The organism is Siminovitchia fortis (assembly GCF_007681465.1).
GTDB lineage: Bacteria > Bacillota > Bacilli > Bacillales > Bacillaceae_C > Siminovitchia > Siminovitchia fortis.
Map to the genome: position 1 here is coordinate 25,614 of NZ_VEKZ01000028.1, position 15,904 is coordinate 41,517.

The 15,904-nt window shown below is 43.2% G+C and carries 16 protein-coding genes; 12 read left to right on the top strand and 4 right to left on the bottom strand.

Translation table 11 applies throughout. From position 1 onward, the window contains the following. Positions 1 to 801 precede the first annotated feature (801 nt). On the top strand, positions 802 to 1,596 hold the full coding sequence (locus tag FS666_RS10635; protein ID WP_186306497.1) for an enhanced serine sensitivity protein SseB: 795 nt from the start codon (positions 802 to 804) through the stop codon (positions 1,594 to 1,596). 198 nt (positions 1,597 to 1,794) lie between these two features. Here the strand turns inward: FS666_RS10635 and FS666_RS20480 are convergent, their stop codons facing one another. From FS666_RS20480 to FS666_RS10645, 3 genes are all read right to left on the bottom strand, one after another. After that, positions 1,795 to 1,923 carry a hypothetical protein gene (locus FS666_RS20480; RefSeq protein ID WP_260842109.1) on the bottom strand — a complete coding sequence of 43 codons (129 nt, stop codon included), beginning with the start codon at positions 1,921 to 1,923 and terminating at the stop codon, positions 1,795 to 1,797. Between the two features lie 90 nt (positions 1,924 to 2,013). Next, positions 2,014 to 2,616 carry a Dph6-related ATP pyrophosphatase gene (locus FS666_RS10640; protein ID WP_120070309.1) on the bottom strand — a complete coding sequence of 201 codons (603 nt, stop codon included), beginning with the start codon at positions 2,614 to 2,616 and terminating at the stop codon, positions 2,014 to 2,016. 153 nt (positions 2,617 to 2,769) lie between these two features. Beyond that, positions 2,770 to 2,961, bottom strand: a complete 192-nt coding sequence (locus FS666_RS10645; RefSeq protein WP_120070307.1) for a hypothetical protein — start codon at positions 2,959 to 2,961, stop codon at positions 2,770 to 2,772. 197 nt (positions 2,962 to 3,158) lie between these two features. On the opposite strand from FS666_RS10645, the gene FS666_RS10650 reads away from it, so the two are divergent. The 11 genes from FS666_RS10650 to FS666_RS19810 all read left to right on the top strand — a co-directional run bounded on the left by FS666_RS10650 (position 3,159) and on the right by FS666_RS19810 (position 15,186). Continuing rightward, positions 3,159 to 3,518 (top strand): flagellar protein FlaG, encoded by a 360-nt coding sequence (locus tag FS666_RS10650; RefSeq protein ID WP_120070304.1) that lies wholly within the window; start codon positions 3,159 to 3,161, stop codon positions 3,516 to 3,518. A 25-nt stretch (positions 3,519 to 3,543) separates the two neighbouring features. After that, entirely contained in the window at positions 3,544 to 5,529 is a 1,986-nt protein-coding gene (gene fliD, locus FS666_RS10655) for a flagellar filament capping protein FliD (protein ID WP_120070300.1), read from the top strand. Between the two features lie 41 nt (positions 5,530 to 5,570). After that, positions 5,571 to 5,978 (top strand): flagellar export chaperone FliS, encoded by a 408-nt coding sequence (gene fliS, locus FS666_RS10660; RefSeq protein ID WP_120070297.1) that lies wholly within the window; start codon positions 5,571 to 5,573, stop codon positions 5,976 to 5,978. Beyond that, entirely contained in the window at positions 5,975 to 6,322 is a 348-nt protein-coding gene (gene fliT / locus FS666_RS10665) for a flagellar protein FliT (RefSeq protein ID WP_120070294.1), read from the top strand. The genes fliS and fliT overlap by 4 nt, the downstream gene beginning before the upstream one ends. 159 nt (positions 6,323 to 6,481) lie before the next feature. After that, positions 6,482 to 7,039: a ribosome hibernation-promoting factor, HPF/YfiA family gene (hpf, locus tag FS666_RS10670; RefSeq protein ID WP_120070290.1), complete on the top strand. Its 558-nt coding sequence runs from the start codon at positions 6,482 to 6,484 to the stop codon at positions 7,037 to 7,039. A gap of 406 nt (positions 7,040 to 7,445) precedes the next feature. After that, positions 7,446 to 9,959, top strand: coding sequence for a preprotein translocase subunit SecA (gene secA, locus FS666_RS10675; protein ID WP_144462163.1), 2,514 nt, complete (start codon positions 7,446 to 7,448; stop codon positions 9,957 to 9,959). A gap of 47 nt (positions 9,960 to 10,006) precedes the next feature. Next, a protein-coding gene (prfB, locus tag FS666_RS10680) for a peptide chain release factor 2 (RefSeq protein ID WP_144462161.1) occupies positions 10,007 to 11,105 on the top strand; the annotation gives its coding sequence in 2 pieces (ribosomal slippage) (positions 10,007 to 10,078 and positions 10,080 to 11,105; 1,098 coding nt in all). 122 nt (positions 11,106 to 11,227) lie between these two features. Further along, the gene (cccB, locus tag FS666_RS10685; protein ID WP_120070284.1) at positions 11,228 to 11,572 is read left to right on the top strand and encodes a cytochrome c551; all 345 of its coding nucleotides are present in this window, start codon (positions 11,228 to 11,230) and stop codon (positions 11,570 to 11,572) included. Positions 11,573 to 12,146: 574 nt separating this feature from the next. Next, positions 12,147 to 12,833 carry a cell division ATP-binding protein FtsE gene (gene ftsE, locus FS666_RS10690; protein WP_144462159.1) on the top strand — a complete coding sequence of 229 codons (687 nt, stop codon included), beginning with the start codon at positions 12,147 to 12,149 and terminating at the stop codon, positions 12,831 to 12,833. Beyond that, positions 12,823 to 13,707 carry a permease-like cell division protein FtsX gene (gene ftsX / locus FS666_RS10695; protein WP_144462157.1) on the top strand — a complete coding sequence of 295 codons (885 nt, stop codon included), beginning with the start codon at positions 12,823 to 12,825 and terminating at the stop codon, positions 13,705 to 13,707. The genes ftsE and ftsX overlap by 11 nt, the downstream gene beginning before the upstream one ends. A gap of 81 nt (positions 13,708 to 13,788) precedes the next feature. Beyond that, a complete protein-coding gene (locus FS666_RS19810) occupies positions 13,789 to 15,186 on the top strand; it encodes a murein hydrolase activator EnvC family protein (protein ID WP_164876279.1) in 1,398 nt (465 codons plus the stop codon). Positions 15,187 to 15,449: 263 nt separating this feature from the next. On the opposite strand, the gene FS666_RS10710 is transcribed toward FS666_RS19810, so the two are convergent. Then, entirely contained in the window at positions 15,450 to 15,854 is a 405-nt protein-coding gene (locus tag FS666_RS10710; protein WP_144462155.1) for a leucine-rich repeat domain-containing protein, read from the bottom strand. Between the last annotated feature and the right edge of the window lie 50 nt (positions 15,855 to 15,904).

Sequence of the window (15,904 nt, forward strand, 5' to 3'; positions counted from 1 at the left end):
GACATAATATTCTTGAGGAAAAAGATGACTGGTATATGGACCTTTTTGAAGGTAGCGTAATAAGAGTAGAATCTGATAATGAAGGTGAAGATCAGGGTATGGGATTGTTATGAGGCAAGGGCAATGCGATTTGTGCTATAGTGATCGGAAGACATCCGGGCAGATAAGATAACAAGTAGAATCGATATCACAATAGCCCTAACAAAAAAACCAAGTCTCGAAAGACTTGGCTCACTGAATATATCTATATGCAATATCTAGGTGCTTATACCTTAGTTACGTTTGTTTAAGACTCTTGCTGTTCTGACTCGTACGAAACCCTCGTATTTGTTGACTAGGCCATTAATGAAAGTCTTCATTTAACCTACCCTCTTTCGTATCATTGTAATTTCATTATCATCTTTTTCCTTAAAATAAACAAAGTCAGAAAAATTGAATGAAAACGAAAACAATGTCAATGAAAGCGAATGTCATTGTTGTTTTCCTCATTTAATCTTACAATTGCTCGCTTTTTCAAGGTTGCCTTTATAATGTGGGCTTTTCCTGGGAAAGTTGACTTTATGACTGTTTGTCAGCGGGAATTCCGATGCTGGTCCAAGCATCCAGGAAACTTTATCGCTCCATGTTCGTAACATAAGTATGAGCAGCTGAAAAAAGAATTTCTTCACGGCTGCTTCTAATACGAAGATAAGGCCAACGTTTTATGAAGGAAAAAATGGAAACATGGGTGCTGACAAAGAACTACATATTGCCATGGTTTGTCTTTTTCATAAAAGAACACGCATAGAAAGGGTGTCCACGATGGTAGACGTAAACAAGCCTGTCACAAATCCGGATTTGGTGAAGAGTGTTGCTGTATTGAGGGAGGAACCGAGCCGCGGAAATGAGCAAGCTTTTTTTCACGAGCTGCTGAAAGCCCACTTTCTCGCTCCGGTCATTATTGATCCTATGCCGGAAAATACGGGCGGGGAATCAGTTCTTGAAAAAGACACAAAGATACAATTTGCCGGAATCACCACTCAGGATGGAAAGACTTTCTTCCCGGCGTTCACAGACTGGGATGAACTTCGGAAGTGGAGCAGTGAGCCCAATCAGCAGACCTTGATTACCACTTTCAAAGATTATGAGAGTATGCTGGGGAATGGAAGTTTCGAGGGGGTTGTGATCAATCCATTTGGCGAGAATCTTTTGATTGACGGGAATCTGATCGAAATAATAAATAACAGCGCTCTGCAAATGGATGAAGGCGAGTCGGTGATGATCGGCATTCCAAATGACTATCCGACGGAGATGATTGATGCATTAAAGAAGCAACTTCCGAAAATGGCCCATGTGAAGAGTGCTTATTTGCTTTTGATGGTGAGAAATCAAACGGACCAAAGTTTTTTGATGGTCGTTGATACAGAAAACGATCCTAGAGATACATTTGCTGAGATGGCTGAAGTGGCCACGCCCTTTTTAAAAAAGAATGAAAAACTTGATTTTGTTCCTTTGGGTGATTCGTTTGGCAAGGACGCCGTTAAGGATCAAAGTCCTTTCTATGTAAAGAAAGAGAATAAGGGAGGATTTCTAAAAGGCCTATTCAAGAAACGGTAATTTTGCCTCTTCGTTTCAAAGGAGTGTCAGCTTAATCAAACTATGACTTACAGGACATGGGCAGCCTCCCAATTTAAATTTATATCTTGCAAATAGGATAATGGAAAAGTTTGTGTAAAGAAAGGGATATACAAAGTTTACTGTGGGGGTTGTCCAAATAAAAACAGGCGAGCCCAATACCCGCCTATTTCATCACTATTATTTAGATTTCTTTGTAGTTCCCAAGGACTTCAGCTGATTTTTGAGTTTATTGCGGGATTTTTCATTTCTCATCAGATACGCGGCTCCTAGCGCCAAACCTGTCATCATGGCTTTGTTTCTATTCATAAGTTGTCACCCCTTTGCTTTTGTATGTTTCTTTTTCCCGGTCCGTTCAGAGAATAAACAGGAAAATATTTCGTAGTGACTGTGTGAAAGTTAGCTTCTTACTTCCTTTTTAAATAAAGGACCATCATAAACAAATGTATGGTATTCTCCAGATTCCCCCATCGGGCAGACATCTTTTTCGCTAATGTCTTTTATAAAACTTTCATCTAATAGACGGCCGACCCAATCCAAAGGCAGCACATCTTCCCGGACCTTGATGACCTCAGCTTTATATCCGCTATTTATGAATTTATTTAACATCGTCAGCATTTCCGATTGCTCAGACCATAAGGGGTACACCGCTTTCAATCCTGCTGCATCCGCCAGTTTTTGCCCCCATTCCCGATGGCCCTCCAAATACATATCTCCAAACGCGATGGCATCCAGCCTGTATTTCGTTTTCAATTTCACCAATTCTTCCAGGAAGTCTTCGGTATATGTATCATATGTGCAGTGGACTAATTCCAGTGGAATTCCCAGTGATTCTGCCTGAGCTTCCATTTTTTTTATGTCTTCGTTATGGGCAAAAGTTTTTCCTGTTTCCTGTGGTACAGTCGTCAGCAGGCAGGCGACCTCGTCCCCTCTGTTTATCAATTCATGAAGGGCCATGCAGCTGTCTTTGCCGCCGCTCCATGATAATGCGATTCGGACCATTTTTTTCACACCTCAACATCTTTGTGATGACTATATTATAGTACATTTTGAAAAGCGGATTTGACAAAAAGACAAAAAACGAGCATTTCCTGGGAAATTATGTGGAAATTGACGAAACCGGACATATGGTCTGTCCGGTTTCCGAATTCTCTTTTACCAGAAAAACGGAAAAAAAGGAAAGCCGAATCCAAATCCCCATGGCCTGAAAAAGGGGCCGCCAAATCCCCAGCCCCAACCCCAGGGCCTTCCCCAAAGCCTTTCATCTCCACGAGGCATTGTCATCACAGGATATCCGTAATTTGCCATGGGATATCCATAAGGATCTGTTTGATAATAATGATTCAATTCAGGTCCTCCTCATCTTTTTTTATTAAAATGTTCAACTTATCCTATGAATTTGACCTATAAAAGGGCATTGGAATCAGGACGTGGGAAACAAAATGGGCATTTCTCATAGATTTCAGGAGATTTTTATAAAGGAATTCGACACTGAGCCGATAATACCTGTAAGAATTCAATTTTTACCGAAGGAGAGAAAGAGGATGATTGGATCGATCGGAGGAAGGCTTCCAGTGGAAGGTGCTGCGATGCCTGTACGCTCTGCTATCGGGATCGGAGAGTCTAACCGGGAGTCAAACGCAACGAAAGAACGATCATACGAACTTTCGGAAAAAGACGCGACAGCGTTGCTTGAAAGAGCAGTTGCATTCACAAACAGCCACTTAAAAACGTCGAAGCAATACTTGAAATTTGAATATCACGATCAGCTAAATAAATATTACGTTAAAGTCGTAAATGAAGAGACGGATGAAGTGGTAAGGGAAATCCCGCCAAAAAAGCTTCTCGATATATTTGCGGCAATGGCGGATGCCATGGGCATCCTCGTAGATAAAAAAATATAGGGAAACTAAGGAAGTGAAGTAACAAATGCGTATCGGTGGATTGGCAAGCGGGATGGACATTGACCAGATCGTCAAGGATATGATGAAGGCCAAAAGAATGCCCCTTGATAAAATGAAACAGCAGAAACAGATTCTTGAATGGAAGCGGGACGATTACCGTTCCATCAATACAATGTTGCTCGGCTTCCGTGACCGGTTGGCTCAGTTGAAGCTGACGAGCAACTACCGTGCAAGAATGGCAGCCTCCACAGACGAGGCGAAAGTGTCTGCAACTGTGACGAGCGGAGCGGCGCAGGCCTCGTATAGCATTTCGGAAATAAAACAGCTGGCGTCGGCGGCTACCAAAATCAGTGGGAAGCTAAGCGATGGGAATGAAAAATTTAATACATCACAAAAACTTATAGAACGTGAAGGTATCAGTTGGGAAAAGGGAGTTGTAGAATCAAAAACACTCCGTACGGAAGGGAATTCAGTCAGCTTAGGCTTAAATGGTGACAAACTTGTCGAAGGTACATTGAGTGTGAAAATCAATGGAAAATCATATGATGTGGTTACAGAAGAATCCGATCTGGCGAGTGGGAAAGTACTTTTGGCTGATGGAAAGCTTACGTTTACCAATGAGGTGGCCAGTGGAAGTGCGGTAAAGGTTGACTACGTGCTCGAAGAAAAGACCGCATCTTTTACGGTAGGCGAAAAGCAAAATATGATTAGTCTTGGTAAAGGATCACTGCTTGAAGAGGGTTTCTCCGTAAAGGTTACAATTGGTGAGGAAACTGAAAACCTCGTCATAACAAAAGGGCCAACAAATGGTATTGCTGAATTAAGCAATGGTTGGAAGGTCGACCTGACTTCGGGAAATATTATGTTTGATGATAAAGCGCCTGGGGAAGGTGCTAAAGTTGAAGTGAAGTTTAAGCAAAACTACACCGATTTCACTATCGGCACCCATACATCCAAGGGCGAAGTGAACGAGCGGATTTTCGTTACCGGAAATGATACATTGGATACGGTGATCCGAAAGGTGAACGAATCACCCGCCGGCGTAACGATGTTCTATGATTCTTTTTCCGACAGTTTGACGGTGACCAGGAAAGAGACAGGGAAGTTCAATGAATCGGGAAATGATATTAATATTTCTGGTGATTTTAATAACCAGGTATTAAAGTTTAATAATGAAGAGAAAAGTGGCCAAAACGCCAAATTCACCATCAACGGCCTTGAAACAGAACGCCAATCCAACACCTTCTCGATGAACGGTGTCACCTTTACGTTGAAACAAACCTTAAAGGAAACAGATCCGCCGATCACGGTGAACGTCTCCAACGACTCGGAAGGTGTCCTTAACACAGTCAAGGAGTTCGTCGACCAATATAATAAATTGATTGAAGACATCAATAAAAAGCTGAATGAAGAGCGCAACAGAAAATATCTTCCGCTCACTGATGACGAGCGTGAGGAGCTTTCTGACAAACAGCAGGAGAAATGGGAAGAGCTGGCTAAAAGCGGGCTTCTCAAAGGTGACCCATTGTTATCCGGTGTTCTGACAAATATGCGCATGGATATGTCCAGTTCTGTTGAAACGAATGGCCTCTACAGGCAGCTGGCTGCGATCGGCATCACAACAACAGCGAATTACCTTGACGGCGGGAAGTTGGAAATTAATGAAACAAAATTAAAAGAAGCAATTGAAAAGGATCCGGAGGCTGTGGAAAATCTATTCCGGGGCACTGGAACAAACGATTCGGAAAGGGGCGTCATCCACAAGCTCTATGATTCGGTGAACCAGTCCATTACGAAGATCCAGGATCGTGCCGGCCGGGCAACTTCAACGAACCAACAGTTCGCCTTGGGAAGGGAATTAATCTCAGTTGATAAAAACATCGACAGCTTTGAGACAAGGTTGAAAATGCAGGAAGACCGCTTATGGAGACAATTTGCTGCGATGGAAAAAGCCATTCAAAGGGCAAATGATCAATCCCTTTACTTGATGCAGCAATTTGGCGGAATGTAGGATAATATTGCTTTATGACTTTTTACGTTAGGAGTGGAAATATGGCAAGCAGGAATCCGTATGAAGCGTACAAAAACAACTCAGTCACGACTGCTTCACCGGGAGAATTGACACTGATGCTGTATAATGGCTGCCTTAAATTTATCAATTTGGCAAAGCATGCAATAGAAAATAAAGAAATTGAGCAGAGGAACACAAACATCCAAAAGGCGCAGAATATTATAAGTGAACTGATGTTAACTTTGAATATGGATGTCGAAATTTCAAAAAACATGCGCTCCTTATATGAGTACGCAAACAGGCGGCTGATGGAAGCGAATATCAAACAGGATATTTCCATCCTCGAAGAAGTCGAAGGGATTATTACTGAATTTCGCGATGTATGGAAACAGGTGATTCAATTGAACAGGCAGCGCCAGCATGCCCCTCTGGAAAGCGTGAATCGATGAGTGCGGTCCAGGAATGCCTCGCTGTTACAAAGGCGCTCGTTGACATATTAAAAAATAAAAGTGACAGCAGCCGGGATGAGGCCATTAGTCAAATGGAGAAAATGCTTGCTGAGAGGGAGGAGCTGCTTCCGGAAATCCGGCCTCCCTTTTCTTCTCAAGATGAGGCTGCAGGAAAAGAACTTCTGAAGCTGAATGAGGAATTGGCATTTTTGCTTGAAAGGCTTAATAAGAATATCATACGGGATCTGAATGCGATTGAATTGAAAAAGACTTCTGCGGCACGTTATAATAATCCTTATACAAAGGTGCAAAATGACGGCGTTTTTTATGATAAAAGGCGGTAGAGGGACTATTTTTGTGCCAAAGCTTTTATCTTACTTTAAAAGCCTTGACATCAATCATCGTCTTTCTCCGAAATTCGACAAAAACTTTCGCTTTTTTTTGCAGGATTCCGAGGTATGATATAGAAGTATATATACATAGCCTTTAAAGGAGGAGTTTATATGCTAAGGTATCAAATCCGCGGTGAAAACATCGAGGTAACTGAGGCAATTAGAGACCACGTAGAAAAGAAAGTGAACAAGCTAGAAAGATATTTCATCGAAACTCCTGAAGCAAATGTGCATGTTAATTTAAAAGTAAACCCCGATAAAAAATCTAAGGTTGAAATAACGATTCCCCTTCCGCAGCTTGTTTTAAGAGCTGAAGAAGTGAACAATGACATGTATGCTGCGATCGATCTGATTGTAGATAAGCTTGAACGGCAAATCCGCAAACACAAAACAAAGGTAAACCGCAAATTCCGTGAAAAAGGGGATTTGCAACAATTGTTTGCCACTGGAGTGAACGGAGCAGCTGCTGAAACAACGGAAGACGACGATGAACTGACAATTGTCCGCACTAAACGTTTCGACCTGAAACCGATGGACAGTGAAGAAGCCGTGCTTCAAATGAATATGCTCGGCCATAACTTCTTCGTCTTCACGGACGCGGAAACAAACGGAACAAACATCGTTTACAAACGCAAAGATGGAAAATATGGATTAATTGAAACAAGCTGAATGAAACATTAAGAAGCACGCCGCCTTTTTGAGGTGGGCGTGCTTTTGCTGTGCATCTGCTAAGCAGGCGTCATACTTTCGTACAAAAAATGAAACTCCCGTTGGATCGGATTATATAGGGCAAGTTTCCGCTCATATCCCGATTAAAGCAGATCGTATATTTTAATTTCTCGCTCATATTCCAACTATAGCCGTTCATATAATCCCATTCCCCACTCATACGCAGTTATTTTTGAAACCTCCAAATTCCTCCACGAACCGCATCCACGTCTTCCCCCTCCCCACGTTATTGTCATGAACCAATTATTAATGTTAAAATATAAAGATGATGATTATGTTGATTATCAACCAGAATCAGTATGTAATGTCGCCCGTATTTGATCATAAAGGGAGAGTAAAATATAAAATGATGGCTTTCATAACGAAATTATTCGATTCAAACACTCGTGAATTACGACGTCTAGATAAAATGGCAGCAGAAATCAAAAAGCTTGGCTCCGAGATGGAACAGAAATCGGATGAAGAACTCAGAGAACAAACGGAAAGGTTTAAAAGCCGTTACGCAGGCGGTGAGTCACTTGACAGCCTGCTTGTCGAGGCTTTTGCTGTGGTCCGCGAAGGAGCGCGCCGCGTGCTCGGCCTTTATCCGTACCCTGTCCAATTGATGGGGGGAATTGCCCTCCACGAAGGAAATATCGCCGAGATGAAAACAGGAGAAGGTAAAACATTAACGGCTACCCTTCCTGTTTACTTGAATGCATTGACAGGCAAAGGGGTCCACGTTGTCACTGTGAACGAATACCTGGCCAGCCGGGATGCCCAGGAGATGGGGCAGTTATATGAATTTCTTGGCCTTACTGTAGGGCTTAATCTGAACAGTATGACCAAGGACGAGAAAAAAGAAGCATATGCAGCGGATATTACGTATGGAACGAATAATGAATTCGGTTTCGATTATCTGCGTGACAACATGGTGCTCTATCAGGAAGACCGCGTCCAAAGACCGCTCCACTTTGCCGTCATTGACGAAGTGGACTCGATTTTGATCGATGAAGCCCGGACGCCGCTCATCATTTCCGGCCAGGCTCAAAAATCGACCCAGCTTTACCTTCAGGCGAATGCTTTTGTGAATACATTGAAAAAAGAAGAAGATTATACGTACGATGAAAAGACGAAAGGCGTCCAGTTGACGGAAGAAGGGATCAACAAGGCAGAACGCGCTTTCCACATCGATAATCTGTTTGATATTTCACATGTGACATTGAACCATCATATCAACCAGGCGTTAAAAGCCCATGTAAGCATGCATAAGGATATCGATTACGTAGTTGAAGAAGGCCAGATTGTCATTGTTGACCAATTCACCGGCCGCCTGATGAAAGGCCGCCGCTTCAGCGACGGCCTTCACCAGGCCATTGAAGCCAAAGAAGGCGTCGAAATCCAAAATGAGTCCATGACAATGGCGACGATCACATTCCAGAACTATTTCCGGATGTATGAAAAGCTTGCCGGGATGACGGGTACGGCAAAAACGGAAGAAGAGGAGTTCCGCAATATTTATAATATGCGTGTCATTGCGATTCCTACAAATAAACCCATTATCAGGGATGACCGGCCGGATCTGATCTATGCTTCAATGAAAGGGAAATTCCAGGCGGTCGTGGACGACATCGCAGAGCGCCATAAAAAGGGACAGCCTGTCCTCGTCGGTACGGTGGCGATTGAAACCTCCGAATTGATCAGCTCCCTGCTTAAGAAAAGAAAAATACCGCATAATGTATTGAACGCCAAAAACCATGAGCGCGAAGCGGAAATCATCGCAGAAGCCGGAAATAAAGGCGCAGTGACCATTGCGACCAACATGGCCGGAAGGGGAACGGACATTAAGCTTGGAGAAGGAGTTTTGGAACTGGGCGGTCTGGCTGTTATCGGGACAGAACGCCATGAATCCAGAAGGATCGACAACCAGCTCCGGGGTCGTTCAGGCCGTCAGGGAGATCCGGGTGTTACGCAATTTTACCTCTCCCTGGAAGACGAGCTGATGCGCCGTTTTGGAACCGACAACCTGAAATCGATGATGGAAAAATTCGGAATGGACGATACCGAGCCGATTCAAAGCCGCCTGGTGTCCAAGTCTGTTGAATCCGCGCAGAAGCGTGTTGAAGGTAATAACTTTGATGCCCGTAAGCAACTGCTTCAATACGACGATGTGCTAAGGCAGCAGCGGGAAATCATCTACAAACAGCGTGATGAAGTCATGGAGGCGGAAAACCTTCGCGATATCGTGGAAAAAATGATTCAAACCGTGATCCAGCGTGCTGTTGGCGCCCACACACCTCGCCACGAAGAGGAAGAGGAATGGAATCTGCAGGGAATCGTGGATTATGTCAATGCGAACCTGCTTCCTGAAGGCGACATCACAGTCGATGATTTGAAACGCAGGGATCCAGAAGAAATGGCGGAGCTTATTTTTGAAAAAGTCAAAGCCCGCTACGATGAAAAAGAAGAGCTTTTGACGCCTGACCAAATGCGCGAATTTGAAAAGGTCATCCTCCTCAGGGCTGTCGATACGAAATGGATCGACCATATCGACGCGATGGAGCAGCTTCGCCAGGGAATCCACTTGCGCGCGTACGGACAAATTGATCCGCTTCGTGAGTATCAAAACGAAGGCTTCAACATGTTTGAAAACATGGTGGCTTCCATTGAGGAAGATGTTGCAAAATATATCATGAAAGCCGAAATCCGCAACAATCTGCAGCGTGAAGAAGTGGCAAAAGGGCAGGCTGTCAATCCGAAAGAAGAAGGCGGGAAGGCGAAAAGGAAACCTGTCCGCCGCAAAGAAACTGTCGGACGCAACGATCCATGTCCTTGCGGTTCCGGCAAAAAATACAAACATTGCCACGGCCGTCTTGGTTAATTGAAACGGCCAACGTACAAATTAAACAAAACATCCGAGGTGGTAGTATGGAACTTTTTGAAATAAGAACTGAACTGGAAAATACGGCTAAGAGGTTAGCTGACTTTAGGGGGTCTCTTTGACTTAGAAGAAAAAGAGACGAGGATTGCCGAACTGGAAGAGCAAATGGCCGCCCCTTCCTTCTGGGATGACCAATCAACCGCACAGACCGTAATCAATGAAGCCAACGCTTTAAAAGATTTGGTTGGCGAATATAAAGGGCTCGTTGAAACCCAGGAGGATCTCGAAGTTACCCACGAGCTTGTCAAGGAAGAGGGAGACGCTGACCTTGAAGCAGAGCTGGAAAATGACTTGAAGGAATTCAAGGAACAGCTTGATAAGTTTGAACTCCAGCTTCTATTGAGCGAACCGTATGATAAGAATAATGCCATTTTGGAGCTTCATCCAGGTGCCGGCGGGACCGAGTCCCAGGACTGGGGATCGATTCTTCTCCGAATGTACACAAGATGGGCTGAAAAACATGGCTTCAAAGTAGAGACTCTCGATTATCTTCCGGGTGATGAAGCCGGAATCAAAAGTGTGACCCTCCTGATCAAAGGGCATAATGCCTACGGTTATTTAAAATCTGAAAAAGGCGTTCACCGCCTTGTACGGATCTCTCCTTTCGATTCTTCAGGAAGGCGCCACACTTCCTTCGTGTCTTGTGAGGTCATGCCCGAGCTGAATGAAGACATTGAAATCGAGGTCCGGTCCGAAGATTTGAAAATTGATACGTACCGCTCCAGCGGAGCAGGCGGCCAGCATGTCAATACAACAGACTCTGCCGTCAGGATCACGCATTTGCCGACCGGTATTGTCGTGACGTGCCAAAACGAGCGGTCACAGATCAAAAACCGGGAAAGTGCGATGAAAATGTTGAAGGCCAAGCTTTACCAGCGCGAAATCGAAGAAAAAGAAAAAGAGATTGCCGACATCAGAGGGGAGCAGAAGGAGATTGGTTGGGGCAGCCAGATCCGGTCCTACGTGTTCCATCCATATTCCATGGTAAAGGATCACCGCACAAATACAGAAGTCGGAAACGTCCAGGCGGTGACCGATGGAGACATTGATGTGTTCATTAACGCGTTTTTGCGTTCACGTTTATAAAGGGTCCCAATAGTTGTCACTAATTTTCCATTATAAGGAAATGCCCGCATCCTTATTTGTTTAAAAAAGCATGTTAATTGGTATACTAAAAGAGCACCATTTTTAAAAAGGAGATGTATACCTTGAAGAAAAAAATGTGGGCCCTAATAATGAGTACTGGATTGGCCATCGGACTTGCTGCCTGCGGCGGTGGCGGCAATGATAATGACAATGCCGGCGGAGGAAATGAAGGCGGCGGAGCAACTGCTACAAATGACGCGGAAGCTATTTTCAAGCAAAACTGCTCAAGCTGCCATGGTGAAAACTTGGAAGGACGCAATGGCCCTAATCTACAAAAAATCGGCGGAACATTAAGCCAAGATGAAATCCATGATGTAATCGAAAATGGAAGGCCAGGAATGCCGGCAGGCATCATCAAAGGTGATGATGCAGACAAAGTGGCTGCATGGCTGGCAGAGAAAAAGTAAATAGGATTAAGAAAAGCGCAAGGCGCGCAGTCTTAGGTGACAAGCATAAGCCAATCGCTGAAGAAGGCGTGGTTTGCCTTCATCAGCGATTGGCTTAATCCTTGCGCCGATGGCGCCTGGAGCTGGACAAAAGAGACAAGCTGAAAATGGATCGGCTTGTCTCTTTTTTTTTGAAGAAAACTGTTCGGCCTTTGTTAATCGCTTAACCGATCAATCCGTTTGTCATAGGTCTTTATATCCGGTAGTCAGTAAATGCTTAAAAGGGATATTTTTACGGAGCAGGCAGTTTTTTCATGAATGTCTAATCATCTCGAATATTACCGTAATATGACATTTTGAAACACAAATGTAATATAAATGTACCTTAAATTATGGGCGCCAAGTGTTATAATGAGTCTGGGCTTAAATTTCGATATAATTTGACGAGTTTTTCATAACATGCGGCTTACCGGATAAGCCGCGCTTTGTATGGAAATGTTTATTTTCCATCCGCTTGTCATGAGGAATTTCACCTTGACACAATGTGAGCAAAATACATAGCGAATGATTTACTTAAAGGAGTAAGGTGGTTTGTATGATTGAAATGCAGGATGTAAGCAAGAAATATCCTAACGGTATTATTGCTGTAAACGGCTTGGACATCCTGATTAACCAAGGTGAATTTGTATATGTAGTAGGTCCCAGCGGTGCTGGTAAGACAACTTTTATTAAAATGGTGTACCGGGAGGAAAGTCCTACTTCAGGAAAAATCATTGTCAATGGAGTGGACATATCAAAACTTAAGAATAGGGAAGTTCCATATTTACGTCGAAACATCGGAGTAGTTTTTCAGGATTTTAAACTCCTTCCGACTCTTACAGTTTTTGAAAATGTAGCATTTGCGATGGAGGTCACTGAACACTCTCCCAAAGAGATTAAGAGAAGGGTCATGGAAGTTTTGGCACTGGTCGGCTTGAAGCATAAAGTCCGAATGCTTCCATCTGAGCTTTCCGGCGGGGAACAGCAGCGGGTTTCGATCGCAAGGTCAATAGTCAATAGGCCGCAGGTCGTCATAGCTGACGAGCCTACAGGGAACTTGGATCCTGAAACATCTTGGGAGATTATGAATTTATTGGAAGAAATCAATGCACAGGGCACAACGGTCATTATGGCTACCCATAACCGCGAAGTCGTAAATACGATCAAGCACCGGGTTGTCGCCATTGAAAATGGAATCATTGTCCGTGATGAACAGCAGGGGGAATACGGTTATGAAAGCTAGGACGTTTCGGCGCCATCTGGGAGAAAGCTTCAAAAGTCTGCGCCGCAATGGGTGGATGACCTTTGCCTCCGCAAGCGCAGTCACTGTCACGTTGTTGCTCGTTGGTGTTTTTTTCGTCATCATGCTGAATATGAATAAATTTGCCACAGATATTGAGAATGATGTCGAAATTCGTACGCATATAGAATTGACGGCCAAGAAAGAAGACAAGGAAGCGCTAAAGAAAAAAATTGAAGAAATCGATCAGGTGGAGTCGGTTGCTTATTCATCCAAGGAACAGGAACTCGACCATTTGATCAAAACGATGGGAAAAGACTGGAAGCTGTATGAACAGGAAAACCCGTTGCATGATGTCTTTATTGTGAAAACGAAAAGACCGGTTGACACGCCGGTAGTTGCCAAGAAAATCAGCTCTTTTGATTTTGTTGACTCAGCGCTCTATGGAGAGAAAAAAGTCGAAAAATTATTCAATACGTTAAAGACAAGCCGTAACATTGGTCTTGTTCTGATTGTCGGATTGCTGTTTACAGCAATGTTCTTAATCTCAAATACTATTAAGATCACTATTTTTGCAAGACGCAGGGAAATTGAGATTATGAAACTGGTAGGAGCGACGAATTGGTTCATACGCTGGCCGTTTCTCTTTGAAGGCATGTGGCTCGGATTGATCGGTGCGATTATTCCGATTGCAGTTGTGGCGGCAGGCTACTATTATGCCTATGACTTTTTGGCTTCGCGTATTCCGAATCAGGTCATTCAACCGCTTTCTTATAGTCCATTTGTATACCAATTAATTGGACTGATGCTGTTGATCGGTGTCATTATCGGTGCCTGGGGTAGCTTTATATCTGTCAAACGCTTTTTGAAAATATGAGTATATAGTTAATTTTACCCAGACGGTAAAATCTGAAACGTAAATAAAAATTTCGTGCCAGGGAGAAAGGGGAATTAGTTCTTGAAGAAACGTTCATTACTATCAATTACTGTAGCAGGCGTCATAGGTTTTGGAGGAACATTCTCATTAGCCGGCGGGGCATCCGCAACATCACTATCTGACTTGAAAGACCAACAGTCTCAGGTTGCTTCTGAACTGTCCGATATTAACAATTCTTTAGCCCAGAAAGAAAGTGCACTGGCTGATTTGACAAACCAGCTTAATAATATGCAAGCTGAAGTAAAGAAGCTGGAAACGGAAATAGATACCACTAATACAAAAATAAAAGGAAAAGAGCAGGAAATAGAAAAAACGAAAGCAGAAATTGAAAAGCTTGAAAAAGAAATAGAAGTATTGAAACAAAAGATAGAAAAAAGAAGTGAACTTCTTAAAGAAAGAGCAAGGAGCATCCAACAAAATGGCGGATCAGTCGATTACATCGATGTTTTGCTAGGGGCTGAAAGTTTTAGCGATTTCGTTGACCGAGTTTCTGCAGTAACAACTATTGTCAGTGCAGATAAAGAAATCATGGAAGAGCAGCAGCGAGATAAGGATGCACTAGAGGAAAAGCAGGCAAAGGTCAAAAAGAATCTGGAAAAATTGAATGGTATGCTTAAAGAGTTGGAAGACTTGAAAGCCGATCTTAACTCTCAAAAAGCACAAAAAAATGAAGCAATGAAAAATGTGAAGGCTGAACAAGCAGGCATCTCAGATGAAAAGAAATCTCTGGAAGCAGAAATTTCAAAGCTTAATGCCAAGCAGTTAGAAATCCAAGGGGCCATTAGTACTGAGGAGTCCCGTATTGCAGAAGAAGCCAGAAAGGCAGAAGAAGCAGAGAAAGCTAAAGCGACAGCCCGTGTACACGAAGCTTCCAATTCATCAGGAACTACTTCATCTGGAACTACTTCATCTGGAACGAAGACAGCATCAAAATCTTCTTCACCAGGAAAAAGTAAAGTAACTACTACATACCACAAGCCTTCTGCTCCTGTAGGTAAAGCACCTGCAGTAAGCTCAGGAATGTTTACACGTCCTGCTTCTGGAATATTTACATCCGGATTCGGTACCCGTTGGGGTGCAATGCATAATGGGGTAGATATTGCAGCAGGAAAAGGTACGCCGATTGTAGCGGCAGCAAGTGGAACTGTAGAGGTTTCAACATTTGGTTCACCTGGAAATTGGGGTGGCTATGGAAATGTTATCATCATTAACCACGGGAATGGCTATAAAACACTTTACGGCCATATGAGCAGCCGCTCTGTTGGAGTAGGTACCAAAGTATCCAAGGGTCAGGTAATTGGAGCTATGGGTAACACAGGAGATGTTGTAGCAGGAAAAGGCGGAGATGGAACACACCTTCATTTTGAGATCTTTAAGAATGGAAGCCGTGTAAATCCGGCAGGTTATATAAATTTATAAATCTCTAAAATATATAGAGCCGCATCCAAATGGATGCGGCTCTTCTTTCTACAGCACTCCATCTCATGGGCTGCCCGGATATGCCCCCTTGTCGTTCCATTTCAGGGGTAAAGGTAAGAGCAATGTAAGTAAAGCGGCCATTTTAGTCTTTGTATTCTCCCGGTTATTTGTGGATTCTACTTTTGATATTGATTGATTTTCATATAATTGAACCAATCATTCCACCATTGTATTCGCTTTTTTCATTGGCCCATAAGGGGTATCTATCTTATCAGTTCAAGTAGTTCCAGATCCTCCACCGGGCTGAAGTCATCAATGTGATTTTCGGAAAGGTCCAGGTGAAGCAGGGATGTCATGTTCGTTAAAGGATCAATTTCTTTAATGGCGTTCTTGGATAAAATGAGAGTCGTCAATGAATCGAGGTTTGACAAGGCGTCAATTGTTTCGATGCTGTTGCTGGACAGATCCAATTTTGACAATGACGTCAGTTTTGATAAAGGCGATATATCCGTTATCTGATTTCCACTTAAGTTCAAAGTTTCCAATTCAGTTAAAGGCGATAAAAAGGAAATATCAGTCAAACCGCTTGTACCCAACCCCAAAATCCGGAGTTCTTTCAGCTCTTTTAACGGGGAAAAGTCAACAATGTCATTACTGTAAACTAGCACATTATTTCAGACACCTAATTTCAAATTAACTCCGGTGAAAAACCTGAAAT